Origin of the sequence: Methylobacterium persicinum (assembly GCF_022179525.1) — a bacterium.
GTDB lineage: Bacteria > Pseudomonadota > Alphaproteobacteria > Rhizobiales > Beijerinckiaceae > Methylobacterium > Methylobacterium persicinum.
In genome coordinates this window covers 44,492-65,620 of record NZ_BPQX01000033.1, presented here as the reverse complement: position 1 = coordinate 65,620, position 21,129 = coordinate 44,492, and the positions used below count along the sequence as shown (strand labels likewise).

Here is a 21,129-nt window from a genome sequence, read left to right as displayed (position 1 = left end):
CGATGCGTGCGCTTTACTCTGCCGCCACGGGAATGGCGGCCCAGGAACTGAACGTCCAGGTCATCTCCAACAACATCGCGAACCTTCGCACCACCGGCTACAAGCGCCAGCAGGTGCACTTCCAGGATCTGCTTTATCAGAACCTGCGCCGGGCGGGCTCCTCCACCTCTGAGCAGAACACCCAGCTTCCCGCCGGCCTCGCCCTCGGCTCGGGCGTGAAGACCACGTCGACGGCCCGCGTCATGTCGCAGGGCACATTGACCTCGACGGAAAAGGACTACGACGTCGCCATCCGCGGCGAGGGCTTCTTCCGCATCAATCTGCCGGACGGCCGCACCGCCTACACCCGTGACGGGTCCTTCGACCTCTCGGCGTCGGGCCAGCTCGTGACCCGGGACGGCTACCTCGTGGAGCCGGCGGTTACCGTGCCCAACACGGCGACGTCGGTGACGATCAGCGCCACGGGCGCCGTGCAGGCGACGATCCCAGGGCAGACCGCGCCGCAGAACCTCGGGCAGTTCCAGCTCTCGCGTTTCGTCAATAAGGTCGGCCTGGAATCCATCGGCGACAACCTGTTCGTCGAGACCGCAGCCTCCGGCCCGGCGATCACCACGCTCCCCGGCACCGACGGCATGGGCAACCTCCAGCAGAGCTATCTGGAAGAAGCCAACGTCAACGCCGTCACAGAGATCTCTTCCCTGATCGCGGCCCAGCGCGCCTACGAGATGAACTCGAAGGTCGTGACCGCTGCCGATCAGATGCTCTCCACCACGTCCCAGATGTTCCGCGGCTGATGGCCGGCACGGGATTCTCAGACATGACCGATCGCACCGTCTTCGATTTCTTCTCCGACCGGGGGCAGGCCGCCGAGATGGCCCTCAGCCCCATCGTGCAACCGCGCCATCGGCGGGCTCCCCTGCCGTCGCATGGGATGCTCCTACGCGCGGCGCTCGCCCTGTTCGCCTTCGTGATCCTCGGCGCCGTCGCCGTGCCCGCGATGGCCGAGACCGCCCCGCCGCGGCTGCGGGGTGATGTCACCGCGCGCCACGATGTGCTCACCCTCGGCGATCTCGTGGAAAACGTCCCCTCTTCCCTGGCGGACCGTCCGCTGTTCCGGGCACCGGCCCTCGGCGCCACCGGGACGATCCAGTCTCGCCGGATTGCCGAGGCCGCCGCCGCCCTGGGGCTCGCCTCCATCGAGACCGGCGGGCGGATCCAGGTCGCCGTCCAGCGCGCCGCCCGGCGGGTCGGGACCAACGAGATCGAGGCGGCGCTCAAGCGCGGCCTCGAGACCGGCTTCGGCCTCGATACGAATCTGTCGATGATCCGCCTCGACGGCGAAGCACCGATGATGCTGGCGCCGGTCGATCTCGCTGGTCAGGCCAGTGCCATCGACATGGTCTACGATCCGCGTTCCCACCGGGTGTCGGCGCTGATCAGCCTCGGCGACCGGCAGGCCTCCCTGCGAGTCTCGGGCGTCGTAGTAGAGATGCGGGAAGTGGCCGTGCTCTCGCGCAGCCTCAACCGCGGCGAACCGGTCCGCGAGGGTGACATCACCCTTGAACGCCGCCCCCGCGAGAGCCTCGCCACCGATGCGCAGGCCAGCATCACCGCGGTGTTGGGTGAGGTCGCTCAGCACAACCTGACGGCGGGATCGGTGCTGCGCGAAGGCGACACGGCCCCGCCGGATCTCGTCGCCCGCGGCGAGACCGTGACCATCGTCTACACGATCCCCGGCATCAGCCTGTCCATGCGGGGCCTCGCCAACGACAGCGGCCGGATGGGGGCCGTCGTTAACGTCGTCAACGTGGCGTCGAAGAAGGTCCTGCAGGCCACCGTCGTCGGCCCCGGCCGCGTCTCTGTCGGCCCGACGGGCGGACCGCAGCTTCAGGCCAACGCCGACACGTCGGCCCTGCGCTGACCCCCGTGATTGTCTTGCGTCGAGGATCCGAGCCGATGCGCCTGATCGCCCGCCTTACCGTGGCCGCCCTACCCCTCGCGCTCGGCGCCTGCAACACGGCCGACCGCCTGGCCAATATCGGCGCGACGCCGGCCCTCTCGGAGATCCAGGACCCGACGGCGCAGCCTGGCTACAAGCCGGTACGGATGCCGATGCCGGACGTGCAGCCGGTGTCCTATGCCCCGAACTCCCTCTGGCGGACCGGCTCGCGGGCCTTCTTCAAGGACCAGCGCGCGGCCAAGGTCGGCGACCTCCTGACCGTCAACGTCGCCGTCACGGATCAGGCGAACATCAGTAACGAGACGAAGCGCACCCGGGCCAACACCGAAAGCTTCGGCCTGCCGAACGCTGCGGGGCTCGAGAACAGCACCGCCGGCAAGGCCTTCGGCGTCGGCGGCACTGCTCTGCTGAATGCCACCTCCGCGACCTCGAACGACGGCCTCGGCTCAGTCCAGCGCGCCGAAACGGTGACGACCAACATCGCGGCGGTGGTCACGCAGGTGTTGCCCAACGGCAACCTCGTGGTCGAGGGCAAGCAGGAGATCCGGATCAACTTCGAGGTTCGTGAACTCGTCGTAGCCGGCGTGGTGCGGCCCGAGGATATCGCGGCCGACAACACGATCGACTCCACCAAGATCGCCCAAGCCCGCATCGCCTATGGCGGCCGGGGCCAGATCACCGACGTTCAGCAGCCGCGTTACGGCCAGCAGCTGGTGGATATTCTGCTGCCGTTCTGATGACGGTCCTGGATCGCTGCCGACACGGTCGTCCCTGCGAGCGACAGCGAAGCAATCCAGGGCAGCGGTATGTGCCCGGTTGTGGCGGCAGATCCCTGGATGGCGTCGCTTCGCTCGCGAGAACGGCGGAGGCGGTCTAGGCCACCTCCTCCGGCTCCGGTCCGCGAGTCGCATCGAGGCCGCTCGATGCGCCGGGGAGGGGGCCGGTCTTCACCGGCATGCCGGTACGGGCCGATTCATAGATCGCTTCCATGAGGATCTGGTCCTGAAGGCCCTCCTCGCCCGGCGTGTGGGGCCGGATGTTCTCTTGGATGCACCGGGAGAAGTGGTCCATTTCCAGGGCGAACTGATTCTTCGGCGTCAGGAGCTTCTCGTCCCGGGCCTCGGCCTTGCCCTCGGCATGCCCGACGAAGAGCCGCTGGCCGCGATAGGCGAACGCGTTCTGCAGGTCGAAGGCGCCTGCCGCCGTATGCACCGCGAGGCCGCGCGATTCGTGGACGCCGTAGCTCGCCGTGCACTGCGCCACGACACCGGACGGGAAGCGCAGGGTGAAGACGATGCTCTCTTCCACTTCCTTGAATTTTGGATCGTCCGGTGGGGAGTAGGTCACTGCCTGCACCGACTCCGGCTCCTCGCCTAAAAGCGCCCTCGTGCCATTCAGGCAATAGAGCCCGATGTCGGGGAGAGAACCGCCGCCCGATAGGGCCTTCTTAAGGCGCCACTGTTCCGGCAGGCCTGTCGTCTGCCCGTTGAAGGCCTGGATGAAGCGCGCCTTGCCGAGGCTGCCCCCGCGCACGGCCCGGGTCAGCGCCCGATTGAAGGGCTCGTACTGGCAGCGATAGGCGATCATCAGCTTCACGTTCGCCTTGGCGCAGGCGTCGATCATCTCCCGGCATTCCGGGGATGAGACCGCCATCGGCTTCTCGCAGAGGACATGCTTTCCGGCGCCGGCGGCGGCCACGACATTGTCCCGGTGCACCGCGTTGGGCGTCACCACGTACACCGCCTGGATCGCGGGGTTCTGCTTGAGCTTGTCCCAATCGCCGTAGCCGTAGACCGCCTCGTCCGGCACGCCGTGTTGGCGGGCGACGAGCTTGGCCTTGTCCGGGCTGCCCGACATCAGTGCCACCAGCCGGGAGCGCTTGGCCTCGCCGAAAGCGGGGATGATCTCGTCGAGACTCAGGCGGCCGAGCCCGACGATGCAATACCCGACGCGCTGCGAGGGCGGTTGCGGAGCCGGACTCGGCGCCGGGGGCGGATCGCCGGGGCCACGCCAGTTGGGGAACTGCACCCGGCTGCCCTGCACCGCGCCGGTATCTGCCGGGACCGCCGGACCCGGCGTCGCCGCCACGGCCCGCGTTCCACCGAGGGCCGCTCCGGCCAGGACACCGCCTGCCGCCAGGAGGTTGCGTCTGGAGAAGCGATCGTTGTCCGCCATGAAACCTGCTCGTCGAGGTGAGCTCCGGGAACCCCACCGGACGAGGTGGGGTTCCGGCCCGCGACGGATGTCCTCAGTGGGCGACGCTTCCGGCCTGCGCCACGAGGGCTGTCCGCAACCGGACGGTCTCCTCCCGCTCCGCACGAAGCTGCCTGTGGATGTCGGCAACGTCGCCCGGGGCATCCGGCTCGAAGTGGAGGCCGACCATTTCCTCCATCCGCCATACGACCCGGCCTAACCGGCACTCCCCGCGGATCGGCACCCGCAGCACGACCCGCTCGGGCAAGATCGCGCCGGACGCCACCCTGATCCGCACACCGGCCAACGAGACGTCCCGGACGGTACAGGGAATCTCCGGCAGGAAGGCCGCCGTCTCGATCATGCCGCCGAGGCAAACCCGGCGGCGGGCGTCTTCTCGTTGTTCGATCAAAGCGTCGCTCCTCACGCGGCCGTGAGCCTGGGTAACGCTTTATTGACCTTTCGGCTTCGGTAGTTTGATCTGAACCCTACGTTATACTTAACGCTGTGGCGGGTCGGACGCTTCTACTTCGCCGCGCTGCTGCAACTGCAGAGCAACGAACCAGCACAGAGACGCCCAGGCCGCACCGACGCACCACCCTGCCAAGACGTCGCTCGGCCAGTGGACGCCGAGATAGATCCGGCTGATTCCGACGAGCAGCGTCACGCTCACGCCGAGCACCAAGACGAAGCCCTTCACGCGCCGGTTGCGATCCACCCGGGCAAGGAGGATCGCCAACGTCAGATAGGCGATGGCCGACATCATCGCGTGGCCGCTTGGAAAGCTCGCGGTGAAGACCTCCATTCCGTGTGGGACGAGGTCCGGCCTCGGACGGTGGTAGAAGAGTTTCAGCACCGTGGAGACCAGCTCTCCGCTGCCCACGGCGCCGAGGACGTAGAGCCCGATCCGGCGGCGCTCCGTCAGGGCGAGATAGGCGGCTACGGCGCAGGTGACGAACACCACCGTGAACACGCTGCCGAGGCCGGTGATGTCCCGCATCGTCTCCTCGAGCCACCGCGGACCGATCGGGTCCGAGAGGTCGGCGGGATTGCGCAGGGCGAGGAGGATCCGCCGGTCGAGGACTTCCGTGGAGCCTTCGCCGACCTCGTGCGCGAGGGCGAAGAAGCCGTAGCCGAGGGTACTGAGGCAGAGCAGGGCGACTAGGGGGCCGACCTCGTTGAGGCGAAACCGCAGCCAGACGGCCGTCGCCCGCCCGGCAATCGGATTGTGGATCAGCGTCCTGGGTACTCTCATTGCATCCGCCCCCGCGTCCCGTCGATCAGGCGTTTTCGCCGAACGGGATACGCGCGACCCGTTCCCAAGGGCCGCCGAGGTAGCGCCATAACATCACGGCCGGTGCCGTGAAGCGGAAGGGTGCGAAGCCTGCCTCCAGGGCCACGTGGAGGGCCCGGGCAGTCTCGGGGGAGACCTTGTTCTGGACGGTGACGTGGGGACGCCAACCCTGGCGGTCCTGCGCGGTCAGATGAGCCTCGAACTCCTTCGCGAGGCGGGCGCGGAAGGCCGCGAGCGGCTCCGAGTCCAGGACGTAGGCGACGCCCCGGCCGGTGAAACGCACGCCTGTCACCGCCACGTCCGGCGGCACCACCGGCCGGGCCAGCGTGGCGATCGCCTCGATCACCCCCCGCTCCCGATCCCCGGGCAGGTGGTGGAACAGGGTGGCATGGGCCGGAATGTGGTTAAGCGCTTCCGGAAAATGGCGCCGTCGCTCACCGTCGAAGCGGGCGAAGGTATCCTCGTCGAAGGCGAGGGTGAGGATGAGGGGAGCCGGGTCATGCATCCGCGGCGAGATGGCGTTCCCGCCGCTCAGGTCCAGTACAGCACCCGCGCGGCGGGCAGGATGCGGGCGATCTGTCCCGTGATGGCCGAGCGCATGGCATCCATCTGAGGCTTCGGCAGGACGTACTTCACCGATCCGAACTTGGTGAGCTTGCGGGACCGTTCGGCCTCGTCGAGGGGCAGATCGGATCCGGGGTACCAGCCCTGGAGCACCTCTTTCGAGCCGGGGGTGAACCGGTGGGTGATCAGCTCCGCCGTCAGGTCGAGATCGGGAACGCCCGCGAGGGCATCGGCCGCATCCTCGATCAAGGCGGCATACGCTCTCTCCCAGTCGGGAATCGGCAGGATCGGCGCCACCGTCAGCCCGACCGGGTAGCCCGCCATGGCGACTTGCCGCAGTGCGTCGAGGCGGGCATCCAGGGGATCCGTCCCGCCCTCATAACGGGCGGCACTGCGGGCGTTGACCGAGAAGCGGATGCGGGTCCGCCGCTCGTGGCGCAGGCCGAGCAGGGGCGAAACGGCCGCGAACTTCGTCGTGAAGCGGAGTTGGACCGGCGCCTCCCAGGCACCGAAGTGAGCGATCGCCGCCGACAGCGATCCCGTGTGATGCTCGATGCCGAGGGGGTCGGTGTAACAGGACGCCTCGAAAGTCGTGCCCTCGGCGGCCCGGGCCGCCGAAGCCGATGTCACCCCGCCGCGACCGGCGTAACCGCCGAGGTTGTCGAGGATCTCGCCGAGGTTGGCATAGGCCCGGGTCACCGGAGGCCCCGAGAGCGAACCCGCGAGGTAGCAATATTGGCAATGCGCCGGGCATCCCTCGGCCAGGTCGAAGCGCCAATCGGCCGAGGGTGGGATCGGCTGCAGCCTCAGCTTTGTCGGCGGCGCGACTGTGAGGGCAAGGGTCGCCTTGGCGTCCGCATAGGCGCGGCGCGGGTCGGCCTGCCGCGGCAGGGAAAGGCGGTTCGCGGCAAGACGCTCCACGCTCAGCCCCTCCGCCTCCAGCCGCGCCACCATCGCCCGCCCGTGGGCGTGATCGAGGGCGGCCGGCGTCACCACGACCCGGCGCGGTCGCCACAGTCGCGGCGGGCGAGGCGCGCGGCGCGCATCCTCGGCTGGGGCGAGACCTTGATCCATGATCGGCGAACGCTGCATGCGCTCCGCAGGCTCCGGCCTAGGCGGCTCCGGTGAGTGCGGCTAAAGCTCCCCGCGATGGCCGAGACGGACGGGACCCATGTGCATGTCGGCCGCGACGGCTGGCTCTTTCTCACCGGCGGCAGCAACCGCGTCATGGACCGCTATCGCGGCCCGCTGGCGCAATGGTGGCTGCTGCGCGGCTGGTCCCGGCTGATCGCCGCACGGGCCACCCGCGCCGAACGCCTGGGAATCCGGCCCCTGCACGTCTTCGTGCCCGAGAAGCTCTCGGTCTACGATCACAAGACGGACGGCCTTCGCTACAGGCCGGAGCACGCGTCGACGCGCCAGCTCTCCCGGCGTCTCGCCCGGCAGCCGGCCTATCTCGACCTGCTCGCCCCCCTGCGTGCGGCCCGGGACGGGGATACGCCGCTCTTCCTCCGCACGGACACGCATTGGACGTTGCAAGGCTGCCTCCTGGCTTACCGCGAGATCATGCGGGCCCTCGGGGCGACACCGCCCGCGGACATCGCGGCACGGCCGCGGATCGTCAGCGGGGAAGTGATGGATCTCGGCAGCAAGCTGCCCCATCCGCCCGTCGAGGCCCTGGAGCGGATGGCGATCCCCAGGGACGCCTATCGGGCCGAAACGGGCCCCCTGCTCGCGGCCTACGAGACGTTGGGACGGGCGGCGGAGCTGCATTCCGGTGCGCACGCCGTCTATCGGAACGACGCTGCCACCGCAGATCCGCGTAAGCTCGTGCTATTTGGCGATTCCTGCGCTCACTTCGCGCCGTTCATGCTCACCGGGCTGCTGGCCGAGAGCTTTCGCGAGGTGCACTTCGTCTGGTCGTCGAGCCTGGACTGGAATTACATCGAGACCGTCAGGCCCGACATCCTCCTGTTCGAACTGGCCGAACGCTTCATCGCGCGACTGCCCGATGACCGGTACGACGTGCGCATCGCCGCCCGGCGCGGAACGCCGGGCCGGGCGCTCCCGACGGCGGCTCAGTAGATCGCCGGATCGGCGATGATGAAATCGCCAGCGCTCGCCGACGTGTAGCGGGACAAGGGCTCCGGCGCACACGCAATGCCGATCATCAGGATGAGGATCGTCGCGAAGCAAGCGAGAGTGGCCGTCACGACGTCCGCGTGCCGACGCAGTGCGTGGATCGCGATGCAGCCGAGGGTGAAGAGGGCCGCCTCCGTGACGGGCACCGCCAGCGCGGGGATCATCGAAACTCTCCTAGTGATCCGATCGGACGCCCAACCCGAACTCGGGAGGGGGCTACGATCTGCGAGAGAAATTGCCGAAACTTGCTGCACTGCAACAGAGGCTTTGCCGCAAGTCAGGTCTGCATTCTCGGGACGGGGCGGGGCGCCGGCTCGACGGCTGCGCTTCTCCGCCTAGATCAAGAAAAACACACAACGTTTGCGGGAGGATGACGCAACGCCATGAAGGCCAAACTCTGCTACGCCCTCGTCCTCGGCGCCCTGCTTCCCCTCGTCTCGCAGGGCGCCGGCGCCCAGACCGCCTTCACCCTGTCGGGGACGTGCGAGAAGCTCGTCGTGGCGGGCCGCGACGTGACCGCGCAATGCGGCGATAAGCTCAACAACGCTGTCAGCCGCAACCGGACGGCCTTCGACTTCGCGACGAAGGACGGACAGATCGTCAGTTTCTCCGGCAACGGCGCGCAGCAGGAGGCGACGGAGGAGACCGACCCCCTGCAGCCAATCAACGTCGTGTCAGAGAGCAAATCCGGGAGCGAGGTAGGCGCCCCGGTGCTGGCCATCGGCGCATGCCGCTTCTCGACGCCGGAGCCGGGCCGGACCTCCATCGCCTGCGAAGCAAAAACGGCGGACGGACGCGTCTATGCGGGCACCTTCGTCACGGCCGCCAAGGCAGCCCCAGGGGCTCCCGCGCGCTGACCGGCCCCCGGCGGCGGCATCCCGACGTGGACAACCGCAGTCGAAGCCCCCGCCGGGCTAGTCACGGCCGCTTACGAGCCCCATCTAGCGGGGATACCGGGAAAAGTTCCGAAGTCTGGATCAATGCTCAACGAACTCAGCGCTGGTGGCGCTTCTGCCGGCCAGTCCCACGACCTCATCAAGGACGTCACGACGGCCTCCTTCCGGCAGGATGTCGTCGCGGAATCCATGAACCGTCCCGTTCTGGTGGATTTCTGGGCGCCGTGGTGCGGGCCGTGCAAGCAGCTCACGCCGGTGCTGGAGAAGGTCGTACAGGCGGCGGCGGGCAAGGTCGTCCTGGCCAAGATGAATATCGACGAACACCCGTCCATCGCGGGCCAGCTTGGCATCCAGTCGATCCCGGCCGTCATCGCCTTCGACAAGGGCCGCCCCGTAGACGGCTTCATGGGCGCCGTGCCGGAAGGTCAGATCAAGGAACTGATCGATCGCCTCGCCGGTCCCTCCGGCCCGTCGCCGATCGAGGCCGCCCTCGGTGAGGCTGTGGCTTTGATCGAAGAGGGTGACCTCGCCGGGGCTTCGGAACTCTATGCGGCGGTGCTCGAGCAGGAGCCCGACAACGTGGCCGCCCTCGCTGGTTTCGCAAAGCTCCAGCTCGATGCGGGCGAGGTCGAGAATGCCAAGCGCGTGTTGGCGATGGTGCCGGAGGAAAAGGCCGGTGATCCGGCCCTCGCCGGGGTCCGTGCTGCCCTCGAACTTACCGAGCAGGCGGCGTCCCTCGGGGACCTCGCTGGCCTCCAGAAATCCGTCGAGGGGAACCCCGACGACCATCAGGCCCGGTACGATCTGGCCCTCGGCCTCGCGGCCCGGAACCAGCGCGAACAGGCGGTGGATCACCTCATCGAGATCCGCCGCAGGGACAAGACGTGGAACGACGACGCGGCGCGCAAGCAGCTGCTTCAGTTCTTCGAAGCCTGGGGCGTGATGGACGCCGACACGATCCGTGGCCGGCGCAAGCTATCGACCCTGTTATTCTCGTAGAGCGCAGCGAGATCCCGGACGGTCACGGCGCGTCCGGGAGCCCGGCCGAGGGGATCGCGCCAGAGGAGGTGCGATGAGCACGCTTACCGGCTTCCAGCATCCGGCGGATTGCCCCGCCGTGATTCCGGTGTTCCCCCTGCCCGGCGCGCTATTGCTGCCGCGGGGGCAGATGCCGCTCAACATCTTCGAGCCCCGCTATCTGAAGATGGTGGACGATGCCCTGCGCGGCGATCGGATCATCGGCATGATTCAGCCGGACCCGGATGGTTCGACGTCGTCTCATCCCAGGCTTTTCCGGGTCGGCTGCGCAGGCCGCATCACGCAATATGCCGAGGCAGGCGACGGGCGTTACCTCATCTCCCTCACCGGGCTCGCCCGGTTTCGGGTCGAGGGCGAGGTGAGTACAGCGGACGCCTATCGCCTCTGCCAAGTCAGCTACGATGAGTTCGCGGTGGACTTCCAGGCCCGCGCGGGCGAGGAACAGGTCGACCGGGCGGGCGTCCTCAAGGCCCTGCGCGACTTCGTCGAGGCGAACGACCTGAAGGTCGACTGGGCGGGGATCGACGAGGCCCCCAACGAGGCCCTCGTGAATGCGCTGTGCATGATGAGCCCGTTCGGCGTCCGCGAGAAACAGGCGATGCTCGAAGCGGCCGATCTCAAGACGCGCGCCGAGATCCTTATCGCGGTCACGCAGATGGAACTGATGCGGGGCTCCGGCCCCGAGCCGACGATGCAATAGGACGAAGCGGTTGATGGCCAACGATCTTACCGCCCCTGTGGAGGCGACCCGCGTGGATCCCAAACTCCTGGAGATCCTCGTCTGCCCGCTGACCAAGGGCACCCTGGAATACGATTTTGCGAAGCAGGAGCTGATCAGCCGCTCGGCCAAGCTCGCCTACCCAATCCGCGACGGCATCCCGATCATGCTGCCGGAAGAGGCGCGCCCCCTGCACGACTGACGTGATCGTCGACTGGTCCGCTACGGCCTGGCCCGCTGGCGACGCCGTGGACGTGGCTCATTCCATCCCGGCCCCACCTCGCCGGGTATGGATCTAGAATCGTGCGGTTAGGAAGAGCCGCACGTTCCGGCCCGGAAGCAGCACCTCGTCTTTCTTGAACGACGCCGAGTTGCGGATATCCGCATCCAGCAGGTTGCGCCCCTGCAGGCCGAGGGTGACCGAACTGGCTCCGTAGATCGCCGGGTCGAGGGGCTTGGTGTAGCTCACCTCGGCCCGCAGGTCGTCGTAGCCCGCGGTGGGCGTCTCGAAGGGCGCGATGGCGGTGTGGTCGAAGGCGTGGAGCAGGTTCACCCGGGCGAACCAGCCATCTGCACGCACATAGACGCCTCCGCCCACCCGGTAGGGCGGGATGCGCGGCACATTGGTGCCGTCGTCGAACTGGGCGCGGACGAAATCGAACTGCGCTTCGACGCCGGCGAACCCGTCGCCGACCGGCAAAACGTCATATTGGCCGATAATTTCAGCGCCGTAGAAGGTCGCATTCTGCTGCTGGTAGACGATCTGTCGGTTGTCAGTCCCCGTCCCGCACGAGGCGAAGTCGTCGTCGCAGTAGAGGCCCGTGTAATTGCGATAGATGAAGCCGGTGTAACGGGTGTAATATCCAGTCACATCGAGGCGCAGCGGCCCTACCGCCCGGCGGATGCTTGCTTCGATGGTTCGGGCCCGCTCGCGCTTGAGGTCGGGATTGCCGATCTCGAACGTCGCCGTTGCGTCGTGCGGCCCCTGCGAAAACAACTCGTATCCACTGGGCCCGCGTTCGACATAGGAGCCGTTGAGGCTCGCGACAAAGTCGAAGGGGAGATCTTGCAGCGCCCCGAGGCTCACGCTCTTCGGCGCGAAGCGACGGGTGCGGGCGTACTGGAAGGGCTCCTGCCCATCCACAGGGGTGAAGTCGGCGGGAAACTGCGCCGCCGTGCCCGACACCCGGTCGACCTCGTAGCGCCCCGCCGCTTGGAGCCTCGTGCCCGGCCGCAATTCCAGTTCTTCGAACAGGTAGACCGCGTTAGCCCTGGATTCGGTCTTCGGCAGGAACGACTCAAGTTCGGTGTTGATCACCCGCCGGTCGGACTGGAAGCCAAGCGCACCGGTCAGCTTACCGAGATCCGTGAACACAGGGACATGCTGCAGTTCGACCCGCGCCTCGGCCTCGCGGTTCTTGAAGGTGGCCTGGATGCCCTCGATGCCATCGCCGCCGATCCCCACCTCGTTGTGCTTGTAGACGGAATAGCCCGCCCAATAGCGGATTACCTCAATGGGACCATCGACCGAGCGGTACTCGCCCCGGCTGAGGAACCGATCCTGGTTCGGGGTCAGGCGGGTGCGATCCTGCTCCGCGACGCCCCCGGGGATGGCGTAGATGGCATCGTAGTGGCTGAAGGACACTCCGGCGAAGCCGCGGTCGCCGATGGCCGAGATGCCGAAGGCGCCTCCCTGTGACTCGTTGTAGGAATTGCGCTGGATGCCTCCTGGGATGGCATAGCTGTCCGCCGCAGTCTTGAAGCCGTCGGCGTGGACGGCGATCCCATCGCCCCCCGCATCGACCGTCGCGGCGCCGAGGCGACCGTTGTCGACGCTCGACACGCCGCTCGTCACCTGCCCCTGGACGCCGTTCGCCGGGATGAAGGTCGGCACCCGGTTGTCGTCGGCCGAGACGACGCCACCGATCGCCCCCGAGCCGTAGCGCAGCGTCGCGGGCCCGCGGATCACCTCAATCCTGTCGGCCACGAGCGGGTTCACCGGAACGGCATGGTCTTCGCCGAGATCCGAGACGCCGCCATTGGCGATGCCGTTCTCCTGGATACGGACCCGCGCATTATCGAGGCCCCGGATGATCGGCCGTGAGGCGGCGCCGGGCGCATAGGTCGTGCCCGAGATCCCCGGCCGGTCGAACAGGGCGTCGCCGAGGGTCCGCGGCTGGTCACGGGCAATCTGCTCACGGGTGACCACCGTGACCGGCGAAAAGGTGTCGGTCGCCACCGGCAGCACGCCGACGGGGAAGGTGGCGTCCGCCGAGACCGCCTGCCGGCTCGGCTGGACCGGCGTCGGGCTGGTTACGCTGATCTGGTCGAGGGTGACGGCGCTCTGGCCGGAGGCGGGCCCTATCGCCATCACCGCGGTGCAGGCGAGGAGGGGCAGGGAGGGCAGACGCAGGGACGACATTGCAACTCGCAACTTGTTATAACGTTTCATTGCAGCGGCGTCGGGCGGGCTCGCAAGGCCAAACTGAGCCGTAAGACGCTCAGCTGGTGAAACGTTACAAAGTTGCAACAACGATTCGGATGTGGGCGGGTTGAGGACGCGGGGAACGTCGATGCAGCGGTGGCTCGCTGATTCTAGAGCGTTCCCGGGAAACTTGGATCACGTCAACATCACGGAAACTGCGAGCGCAGCGAAGCAATCCAGCGATCCGCTCAGGTCTGAGATGTCCCGCTGCCTTGGATTGCTTCGCTCCGCTCGCAATGACGGAAGACACGCAATCCAACGATTTCCGAAACCGTTCTAGCCGGGCCTGTCAGCACCGTTGCCCACCCGCCCCCTCGTTGCGACCGCAAGGAAGCGTTCCAGGGCGCCAAGCCGTTTCCGACCGTCGCGGATCCCTGGATTACTTCGCCTCACTCGCAATGACGGAGAGGTTCCGTGAGCGATCCGGGCGGGTGCTGTTGCCTGCGCGACAGCGGTTACGGCGCGAGGGCGTCCGCCTCGTCGTCGCCCTCGATCTCGGCGTCGATCTCCGTCGAGTGGCCCGCGGCCCCGGCGGCTTCGGCGAGGCCCTTGGCGGCCTTGCGCAGGAGTTTGCGGAGGCGGCGACGGTCGCCCTTGTCGAGGTGATCGAGGAGCTCCGCCTCGACCTCCTCCTGAATCTGTTCGATGGCCTGCGCCTTGGCGAGGCCGGATTCGGTCAGGCGGACCCGGACCACCCGGCCGTCACCCGCTTCGGCCCGGCGCTCGACGATGCCGAGGGCGGCGAGGCGCGTCACTGTCTTGGACGCGGTGGGAGGGCGGACCCGCAGGAGCGCGGCGAGGTCGCCCATCGTCATGGTTCCCGCCGCGGCGAGAACCTGCACGACCTGCTCCTGGCCGGCGAACAGGCCGATTTTGGCCAGCCGGTCCCCCGTCCGTGCCCTGTGGAGGCGGGCCGCTTGGATCAGCGCCCAGCCCACGCTGCGGGAGCCCGGAGGCCGCAGCTTCTTCGAGTCGGGATCGAAGACGGACATTTCGATATCCGCCGAGCGATCGAGCTTCGTCTTGTCGCCCATGGGCGAGCCTGCATCGGGTCCGGCGGCAACCACCGGAAGATCGTAGACCTGCACCCTTCGATTCCCGTCCTTCTTCCGGCCTGAGGCTCTTGGGGAAGACCGGTGACGGTGGGATGACAAGACGCGCCCCGTTCCTGAGTCAGCAATGCATAAGGTGGCGTAGACGCTGAAGGATGTCGTCTCCGCTGCAGGGCCGGGCAATGAACTCCGCGCCCGCCGGCATCCGCGCAGGGTCGGGCGCAGCACGGCCGGAGACGATGAGAATCGGCAATTGCGGACGGGCCTCGGCGACGGAGCCCGCGAGGTCGAACCCGTCTGTTTTGCCCGAGAGCTGCACGTCAGTGACGAGGCCGCAGATGTCGGGGCGCGTCTGCAGGATGCTCAGGGCGCGCTCGGCCGAGGCGCACTGAATGGTATCGTAGCCACCTTCTTCAAGGACATCGCCGAGATCCATGATCGTCAGCGCCTCGTCCTCGACGAGGAGGATTACAGGCCGATCGTTCGCAGTCGTCTGCTCGCTCGTCACGTCACGCTCCTCCCGCCGCGCTCTCTGTCAGCCAAGCCGTGTCGCGGCGTATCCTGCCGTAGGCCCAACGGGAGAAACGCCTTCGAGTTGCAGGCAGCGCGGTGGCATCATCCTCACCGTGTCATCCGTCGCCGGGGGCCAATTCATCGCAAGCCGCCTGCACCACAGCCTCGATGAGCCGGTCGAGGTCGGCGGCATCGATGGTGAGCGCCGGCGTCAGGTAGAGGATGTCACCGAACGGGCGTACCCAGACTCCCCGCGCCAGGAGCCGCTCCTTGAGGGTGGCGAGGTCGGGGGCGTGGTCGAACTGTACGCACCCGATGGCGCCCAGCACCCGGATGTCGGCGATGCCGGGTCGGCCGTGCAGGTCGGCGAGGCCGTCGGCGAGGCGCTCGCCGATCGCTTGAGCCTGAGCGAGCCGGGGCTCCCGCTCGAACAGGTCGAGGCTGGCATTCGCCGCCGCGCAGGCGAGGGGATTGGCCATGAAGGTGGGCCCGTGCATCAGCGCCGCGGCAGGATCGTCGGACCAGAAGGCGGAGAAGATCTCCGTCCTCGCGACGGTGGCCGCCAGGGTCATGGTGCCGCCCGTGAGCGCCTTCGACAGGCAGACGATGTCCGGCACGATGCCCGCCTGCTCGCAGGCGAAGAGGCTGCCCGTCCGGCCGAACCCCGTGAAGATCTCGTCGGCGATGAGGGGGATGCCATGCCGCTTCGCCAGTCTGTCGATGGTGGCGAGCACTTCGGGCGGATGCATCCGCATCCCGCCCGCGCCCTGGACCAGGGGCTCGACGATCACCGCCGCGAGGACATCCCGGTGATGGGCGAGGGTCGCGTCGAGTGAACGGATCTCCGCTTCCGTGCGGGACAGATCGCAGAAGATCTGCTCGGGCAGCCAAGCGCCGAAGCGTCGGTGCATCCCTTCCTCGGGATCGCAGACTGACATCGCCCCCATCGTGTCGCCATGATAGCCGCCCCGGAAGGCCAGGACCTTCGTCCGTCCGGCGATACCCCGGTTGAGCCAGTATTGGGCGGCCATCTTCAGGGCAACCTCCACGGCCACGGAGCCGGAATCGCTGAAGAAGACGTGGTCGAGGTCGCCGGGCAGGAGGGCGGCGAGGCGCTTCGCCAAACTCTCCGCCGGCGCATGACTCAGCCCGCCGAACATGACGTGGGGCATGGCCGAAAGCTGCCGGGATACGGCCTCGGCAATGTGGGGATGGTTGTATCCGTGGACGGCTGTCCACCACGACGCGACGCCGTCCACCAGTTCCCGGCCATCCGCGAGGCGGATCCGCGTCCCATGCGTCGCCACCGCCTCCAGGGGCGGAGCCGCAAGCTTCATCTGTGTGTAGGGACGCCAGAGGGACGTGGGAGATCCGCGTGTCATCGCCCGGGGATGGACAGGAGCGCCGTTCGGGTCAACCGGCCTGAGTTGCCTTGACTTCCCAGGACAGCTTTGGCCACTCCCCGCCATGGATAGCCTCGACGCCTTCGCCGGACAGAAGCTCGCCGCCCTCGAGACCGGCGCCCTGCGCAGACGCCTGACGGTCACGGGACGGGGCCCAGACGCCGCCGCGACGCGGGCGGGCCGGGCCCTCGTCTCGTTCTCGTGCAACGACTATCTCGGCCTTTCCCACCATCCGCGGGTCGTCGCGGCGGCGAAATATGCCGTGGAAACCTACGGTGCCGGAGCGGGCGGCTCACGGCTTGTAACCGGGAACTACCCGGTCCTTTCGGCCCTCGAAGCGCGATTGGCGGCCCACAAGGGCAAGGACGCTGCGCTGGTCTTTGGCAGCGGCTATCTCGCCAACCTCGGCATCACCCCGGCCCTCGCCGGAGCGGGAGATCTCGTGGTGCTGGACGAACTGTCCCACTCCTGCATGTGGGCGGGGGCCAAGCTCTCGGGCGCGCGTATCCTGACCTTTCGGCACAACGACGCGGGTGACCTTGCCGCGACGCTGTCGTCCGAGCGGGCCGGGCATGGCCGGGCCCTGGTCCTGACCGAGCGGGTCTTCTCCATGGATGGCGACCGCGCGCCGATGGCCGACATCCTGGCCGTCGCCCGGGATTTCGACGCCTGGACCGTGGTGGACGACGCCCACGGCCTCGGCATCGTGGAGGGAGGTCCCCGCGCGCCGCTGGAGATGGGCACCCTGTCGAAGTCGCTCGGCTCCTACGGCGGCTATCTCTGCGCGTCCCGGGCCGTGATCGACCTTCTGACTAGCCGGGCCCGCAGCTTCATCTACACGACGGGCCTTCCACCGGCCTCGGCCGCCGCCGCTTTGGAATCCCTGGCGATCCTTGAGGAGGAGCCAGACCGCTGCGCCCGGCCCCTCGTTCTGGCCCGGCGCTTCACGACACGGCTCGGCCTGCCCGAGGCCGAGAGCGCCGTGGTGCCGGTCCTCGTCGGGGAAGCGCAGCGGGCCCTCGATCTCTCCGCCCGGCTGGAGGCCGAAGGGTTCCTCGTGGTCGCGATCCGTCCGCCGACGGTGCCCCCCGGCACCGCGCGGCTCCGGGTCGCCTTCTCGGCGGCACACAGCGAATCGCAGGTCGATGCCCTGGCCGACGCCATCGCGCGGCTTCACGCCGGTTGAGCCGGCCCGCGCTTGGCGCTACGCGGAGCGGCAACGAACCGGAGGAGACGGTCACGATGGACGCCACCACCCTGCGAAGCCTTCAGGCTCCCCTCAAGGACAAGTACCGGAACGCCCCGGATTCGGCGGTGATCACCCTGAAGGCCAAGGGTTCCCTCGACGACAGCAGCATCGCGTGCAAGGTCGAGACCGGCCGGGCGCTGGCCGTCGCCGGGCTGCATCCGGCGACCGGCGGCTCGGGCGCCGAACTCTGCTCCGGCGACATGTTGCTCGAAGCCCTCGTGGCCTGCGCCGGCGTCACCGTGAAGGCCGTGGCGACCGCCCTGGAAATTCCGCTGCGCGCCGGCACCGTCTCTGCCGAAGGCGACCTCGATTTCCGCGGCACGCTCGGCGTCGACAAGGAGGCTCCCGTGGGCTTCCGCGACATTCGCCTGTCGTTCCAGCTCGACACGGACGCCTCTGAAGAGAAGCTGGCGCAGCTCCTAAAGCTCACGGAGCGCTACTGCGTCGTCTTCCAGACGCTGAACCACAAGCCGGCCCTCTCGGTGGCGCTTACCACGGCATAGGCCGAACACCGCGGGCAGGAGGGGCGGGCCTACCGCCGCCCTGGCGAGCAGAGCGAAGCACGCCGGGGGTGCGCCTCACTCGGGCATGCCCCAACGGCTCGCGCCGCTTGCCGCCACAGAGTGGAACGAGCCCTGTTGCGCGGGCGGCCCGGCCGCGCCATCAGCGGCGGCGATGGCCGACCTGTTTCCCGCGCTGCCGATCGAGGCGGCGCTCCCCGACCTGCGCCGGGCGCTCGACGCCCGCAATGCCGCCGTGCTCGTGGCGCCCCCCGGCGCGGGCAAGACCACGCGGGTGCCCCTCGACCTCCTCGACGCGCCCTGGCTCCGTGGCGGCAAGGTGATCCTGCTCGAACCCCGCCGCCTCGCCGCCCGGGCCGCCGCGGCGCGGATGGCCCAAACCCTGGGCGAGGACGTCGGCGGGACTGTCGGATTGCGGGTTCGCCTGGGCTCGAAGATCTCCGCCCGCACCCGGATCGAGGTCGTCACGGAGGGCGTGTTCAACCGCATGATCCTCGACGATCCCGAACTGTCCGGGGTCGGCGCGGTGTTGTTCGACGAGTTCCACGAACGCTCCCTCGATGCCGATCTCGGCCTCGCCCTCGCCCTCGACGCACAGGGTGGCCTGCGGGAGGACCTGCGCATCCTCGTCATGTCGGCGACCCTCGATGGGGCGAGGGTGGCGGGGCTCCTCGACGATGCGCCCGTGATCGCCTCGGAGGGCCGCGCCTTCCCGGTGGAGGACCGCTACCTCGAGCGCGATCCGAACCGGAGGATCGAGGACAGCGTCGCGGAGGCGGTGCTGCGGGCGCTGCGGGCCGATCCCGGCTCGGTGCTGGTGTTCCTGCCGGGGCAGGCGGAAATCCGGCGGACGGCCGAAGCCCTTGCCGACAAGGTCGGGCCGGATGTGATCCTCGCCCCCCTCTACGGCGCCTTGACCCCGGCGGAGCAGGACCGGGCGGTGGCCCCCGCCCCAGCGGGCCGGCGTAAGGTCGTCCTCGCGACCTCCATCGCCGAAACCTCCCTCACCATCGAGGGCGTGCGCATCGTGGTCGATTCCGGCCTCGCGCGGGTGCCCGTCTACGAGCCCGGTATCGGCCTCACGCGGCTCGTCACGGCGCGGGCCTCCCGGGCGGCGGTGGACCAGCGCCGGGGCCGGGCCGGGCGCACGGAACCCGGCCTGTGCTGGCGCCTGTGGTCCGAAGCCGCAATGGGGTCTTTGGATGCCTTCGGCCGGCCGGAGATCCTCTCAAGCGACCTCGCCGGGCTGCTCCTGGACTGCGCGGCCTGGGGCGTGTCGGATCCGCGCACGCTCCGCTTCCTCGATCCGCCGCCGGCTCCGGCTTTGGCCGAGGCGCGGGAGATGCTCGAAGGGCTTGGCGCCCTCGATGCCGGGGGCCGGCTGACGGACACCGGCGCACGCCTGCGCGCCCTGCCGCTCCCACCGCGTCTCGCGCGCATGGTCGCGACCGCTGCCCAGGATGGGTGTGGCCGCGCCGCCGCGAACCTCGCCGCCGTGCTCGTCGAGCGCGGACTCGGTGGCGATGGGGTCGATCTCGATGAACGGGTCGATCGCTTCGCCCGCGACAGGGGCGGCCGGGCTTCCGACATGCGTCGGCTGGCCGAGAATTGGGCGCGGATCGCCGGAGGAAAGGGCAGCGCGGATCCGTCGCCCGCGGGACCGCTCCTGGCGCTGGCCTTTCCCGACCGCGTGGCCCGGGGCCGGGGTCGCGATGGCGAATTTCTCATGGTGAGCGGCCGGGCCGGGCGCCTCGATCCCGCGAGCCCCTTGGCCCGGGAACCCTTCGTGGTCGTCGCCGACCTCGCCGGCAGCGCCGGCAATGCCCGCATCCTCGCCGCCGCCGCCATCGGCCCGGAGGCGATCGAGGCGCTGTTCGCCGACCGGATCGAGGCGGCCACACAGGTGACGTTCGATCCCCAATCGACCGCCCTGCGCGGCCGGTCGGTGCGCCGCCTCGGCGCCGTCAACCTCGGCGAGACGCCGCTACCTGTGCCGGCGGACGAGGCCACCGCCGTCATCCTGGCCGAGGGTATCGCAAGGTTGGGCCTCGACCGGCTGCCCTGGACATCCGCCCTGGCCCAGTGGCGGGCCCGGGTGAACTTCCTGCACGGGGCCGAGGGCGAGCCGTGGCCGAACCTCTCCGACGCGGCGCTGGCCGGCACGGTGGCAGCGTGGCTCGCCCCGGCCATCGTCGGACGCGCCAGCTTGGCCGCCATCACCGGGGACGACCTCGCCAACGGCCTGCATGCCCTCCTGCCCTGGGATCTGCGCGGACGCCTCGACGCTGCGGCGCCGACCCATGTCGAGGTACCGACGGGATCGCGCATTCCTGTGGATTACGCCGCGGAGGAACCGATCCTGGCGGTTCGGGTGCAGGAGTTGTTCGGCCTCGACCGCCATCCCCAGGCCGGGGGCCGCCCCCTGGTGCTGCACCTGCTGTCCCCGGCCCATCGGCCGATCCAGATCACCCGCGACCTGCCGGGCTTCTGGCGCGGCTCATGGGGCGCCGTCCGCTCTGACATGCGCGGCCGCTATCCCCGCCATCCCTGGCCGGAGGATCCCCTGGCCGAAGCGCCGACCCGCCGGGCGAAGCCGCGGGGGACGTGACCGTCCCGGCCCTGATAAGACCCCGCTTCGCGACACCGAGAGGATCCCGCCCATCCATGACGGACGACAAAGGCACCGACGATCCCACCGCCGCGGGCTGGACCCTCGTGGAGGATGACGGTTTCATCGCCACCGTGGGACCGCTCTACGTGAGGGACGGCATCTACGCCTTCCGCGCGGACCGCAAGCACGCCAACCTCATCGGCGTCGTGCATGGAGGCATGCTCATGAGCTTCGCCGACCGGGCGATGGGCGTGACGGCCATGGGTGCTGCGGACGGCGCGAATTGCGTGACGATCCAGCTCGAGATGAAGTTCCTCGAAGCCGGCCGCATGGGCAACTGGATCTCGGCCCAGTCGTTCGTGGTGAAGCGCACCGGCTCGATGGTGTTCATGCGCGGGGAAGTCCGCGACGGTGAGCGCCTCGTGGCGACGGCCGACGGCGTTTGGAAGATTCTGCGCCGCCGGGCCGAGTGACAGCCAGCCCCGGGGGG

The 21,129-nt window shown here is 68.8% G+C and carries 22 protein-coding genes; 12 read left to right on the top strand and 10 right to left on the bottom strand.

The window, feature by feature from the left end; genetic code table 11:
- Positions 1-2 precede the first annotated feature (2 nt).
- The 3 genes from flgG to flgH are packed head-to-tail and all read left to right on the top strand — an operon-like array spanning position 3 to position 2,697.
- Positions 3-794 (top strand): flagellar basal-body rod protein FlgG, encoded by a 792-nt coding sequence (flgG, locus tag MFF22_RS14215; RefSeq protein ID WP_238249622.1) that lies wholly within the window; start codon positions 3-5, stop codon positions 792-794.
- Positions 795-817: 23 nt separating this feature from the next.
- Positions 818-1,921 (top strand): flagellar basal body P-ring formation chaperone FlgA, encoded by a 1,104-nt coding sequence (flgA, locus tag MFF22_RS14210; protein WP_370877523.1) that lies wholly within the window; start codon positions 818-820, stop codon positions 1,919-1,921.
- 35 nt (positions 1,922-1,956) lie between these two features.
- Positions 1,957-2,697 carry a flagellar basal body L-ring protein FlgH gene (gene flgH, locus MFF22_RS14205; RefSeq protein WP_238249621.1) on the top strand — a complete coding sequence of 247 codons (741 nt, stop codon included), beginning with the start codon at positions 1,957-1,959 and terminating at the stop codon, positions 2,695-2,697.
- A gap of 136 nt (positions 2,698-2,833) precedes the next feature.
- Here flgH and MFF22_RS14200 read toward each other — a convergent pair whose 3' ends face one another.
- The 5 genes from MFF22_RS14200 to MFF22_RS14180 form a co-directional block, all read right to left on the bottom strand.
- Positions 2,834-4,135: a Gfo/Idh/MocA family protein gene (locus MFF22_RS14200; RefSeq protein WP_238249620.1), complete on the bottom strand. Its 1,302-nt coding sequence runs from the start codon at positions 4,133-4,135 to the stop codon at positions 2,834-2,836.
- Positions 4,136-4,208: 73 nt separating this feature from the next.
- Positions 4,209-4,565, bottom strand: a complete 357-nt coding sequence (locus tag MFF22_RS14195; protein ID WP_238249619.1) for a PilZ domain-containing protein — start codon at positions 4,563-4,565, stop codon at positions 4,209-4,211.
- Between the two features lie 87 nt (positions 4,566-4,652).
- Complete coding sequence (locus MFF22_RS14190; RefSeq protein WP_238249618.1) at positions 4,653-5,408, bottom strand: phosphatase PAP2 family protein; 756 nt, start codon at positions 5,406-5,408, stop codon at positions 4,653-4,655.
- 25 nt (positions 5,409-5,433) lie between these two features.
- Positions 5,434-5,952, bottom strand: a complete 519-nt coding sequence (locus tag MFF22_RS14185) for a 2'-5' RNA ligase family protein (protein ID WP_238249617.1) — start codon at positions 5,950-5,952, stop codon at positions 5,434-5,436.
- A gap of 26 nt (positions 5,953-5,978) precedes the next feature.
- The gene (locus tag MFF22_RS14180; RefSeq protein ID WP_238249795.1) at positions 5,979-7,085 is read right to left on the bottom strand and encodes an SPL family radical SAM protein; all 1,107 of its coding nucleotides are present in this window, start codon (positions 7,083-7,085) and stop codon (positions 5,979-5,981) included.
- A 75-nt stretch (positions 7,086-7,160) separates the two neighbouring features.
- Between MFF22_RS14180 and MFF22_RS14175 the strand changes: the two genes are divergently transcribed.
- Positions 7,161-8,096 carry an alginate O-acetyltransferase AlgX-related protein gene (locus MFF22_RS14175; protein ID WP_238249616.1) on the top strand — a complete coding sequence of 312 codons (936 nt, stop codon included), beginning with the start codon at positions 7,161-7,163 and terminating at the stop codon, positions 8,094-8,096.
- On the opposite strand, the gene MFF22_RS14170 is transcribed toward MFF22_RS14175, so the two are convergent.
- Positions 8,090-8,317 (bottom strand): hypothetical protein, encoded by a 228-nt coding sequence (locus MFF22_RS14170; RefSeq protein WP_238249615.1) that lies wholly within the window; start codon positions 8,315-8,317, stop codon positions 8,090-8,092. The two genes, MFF22_RS14175 and MFF22_RS14170, sit on opposite strands and share 7 nt — an antisense overlap.
- A 219-nt stretch (positions 8,318-8,536) precedes the next feature.
- On the opposite strand from MFF22_RS14170, the gene MFF22_RS14165 reads away from it, so the two are divergent.
- The 4 genes from MFF22_RS14165 to MFF22_RS14150 all read left to right on the top strand — a co-directional run bounded on the left by MFF22_RS14165 (position 8,537) and on the right by MFF22_RS14150 (position 11,007).
- Entirely contained in the window at positions 8,537-9,010 is a 474-nt protein-coding gene (locus MFF22_RS14165; RefSeq protein WP_238249614.1) for a hypothetical protein, read from the top strand.
- Positions 9,011-9,133: 123 nt separating this feature from the next.
- On the top strand, positions 9,134-10,048 hold the full coding sequence (trxA, locus tag MFF22_RS14160) for a thioredoxin (protein ID WP_238249613.1): 915 nt from the start codon (positions 9,134-9,136) through the stop codon (positions 10,046-10,048).
- A gap of 73 nt (positions 10,049-10,121) precedes the next feature.
- Positions 10,122-10,787: an LON peptidase substrate-binding domain-containing protein gene (locus MFF22_RS14155; protein WP_238249612.1), complete on the top strand. Its 666-nt coding sequence runs from the start codon at positions 10,122-10,124 to the stop codon at positions 10,785-10,787.
- Positions 10,788-10,800: 13 nt separating this feature from the next.
- Positions 10,801-11,007, top strand: a complete 207-nt coding sequence (locus MFF22_RS14150; protein WP_238249611.1) for a Trm112 family protein — start codon at positions 10,801-10,803, stop codon at positions 11,005-11,007.
- A 93-nt stretch (positions 11,008-11,100) separates the two neighbouring features.
- Here the strand turns inward: MFF22_RS14150 and MFF22_RS14145 are convergent, their stop codons facing one another.
- The 4 genes from MFF22_RS14145 to MFF22_RS14130 form a co-directional block, all read right to left on the bottom strand.
- Entirely contained in the window at positions 11,101-13,176 is a 2,076-nt protein-coding gene (locus MFF22_RS14145) for a TonB-dependent receptor (RefSeq protein WP_238249794.1), read from the bottom strand.
- A gap of 569 nt (positions 13,177-13,745) precedes the next feature.
- Positions 13,746-14,324: a MarR family winged helix-turn-helix transcriptional regulator gene (locus MFF22_RS14140; RefSeq protein WP_370877530.1), complete on the bottom strand. Its 579-nt coding sequence runs from the start codon at positions 14,322-14,324 to the stop codon at positions 13,746-13,748.
- A 139-nt stretch (positions 14,325-14,463) separates the two neighbouring features.
- Positions 14,464-14,850, bottom strand: coding sequence for a response regulator (locus MFF22_RS14135; protein ID WP_238249609.1), 387 nt, complete (start codon positions 14,848-14,850; stop codon positions 14,464-14,466).
- Positions 14,851-14,971: 121 nt separating this feature from the next.
- Entirely contained in the window at positions 14,972-16,237 is a 1,266-nt protein-coding gene (locus MFF22_RS14130) for an adenosylmethionine--8-amino-7-oxononanoate transaminase (protein ID WP_238249608.1), read from the bottom strand.
- 85 nt (positions 16,238-16,322) lie between these two features.
- On the opposite strand from MFF22_RS14130, the gene MFF22_RS14125 reads away from it, so the two are divergent.
- The 4 genes from MFF22_RS14125 to MFF22_RS14110 all read left to right on the top strand — a co-directional run bounded on the left by MFF22_RS14125 (position 16,323) and on the right by MFF22_RS14110 (position 21,112).
- Positions 16,323-17,444: an aminotransferase class I/II-fold pyridoxal phosphate-dependent enzyme gene (locus MFF22_RS14125; protein ID WP_238249607.1), complete on the top strand. Its 1,122-nt coding sequence runs from the start codon at positions 16,323-16,325 to the stop codon at positions 17,442-17,444.
- 56 nt (positions 17,445-17,500) lie between these two features.
- Positions 17,501-18,010: an OsmC family protein gene (locus tag MFF22_RS14120; RefSeq protein WP_238249606.1), complete on the top strand. Its 510-nt coding sequence runs from the start codon at positions 17,501-17,503 to the stop codon at positions 18,008-18,010.
- 172 nt (positions 18,011-18,182) lie between these two features.
- Complete coding sequence (gene hrpB, locus MFF22_RS14115; RefSeq protein ID WP_238249605.1) at positions 18,183-20,636, top strand: ATP-dependent helicase HrpB; 2,454 nt, start codon at positions 18,183-18,185, stop codon at positions 20,634-20,636.
- Between the two features lie 56 nt (positions 20,637-20,692).
- Positions 20,693-21,112: a PaaI family thioesterase gene (locus tag MFF22_RS14110; protein WP_238249604.1), complete on the top strand. Its 420-nt coding sequence runs from the start codon at positions 20,693-20,695 to the stop codon at positions 21,110-21,112.
- The last annotated feature ends 17 nt before the right edge of the window (positions 21,113-21,129 follow it).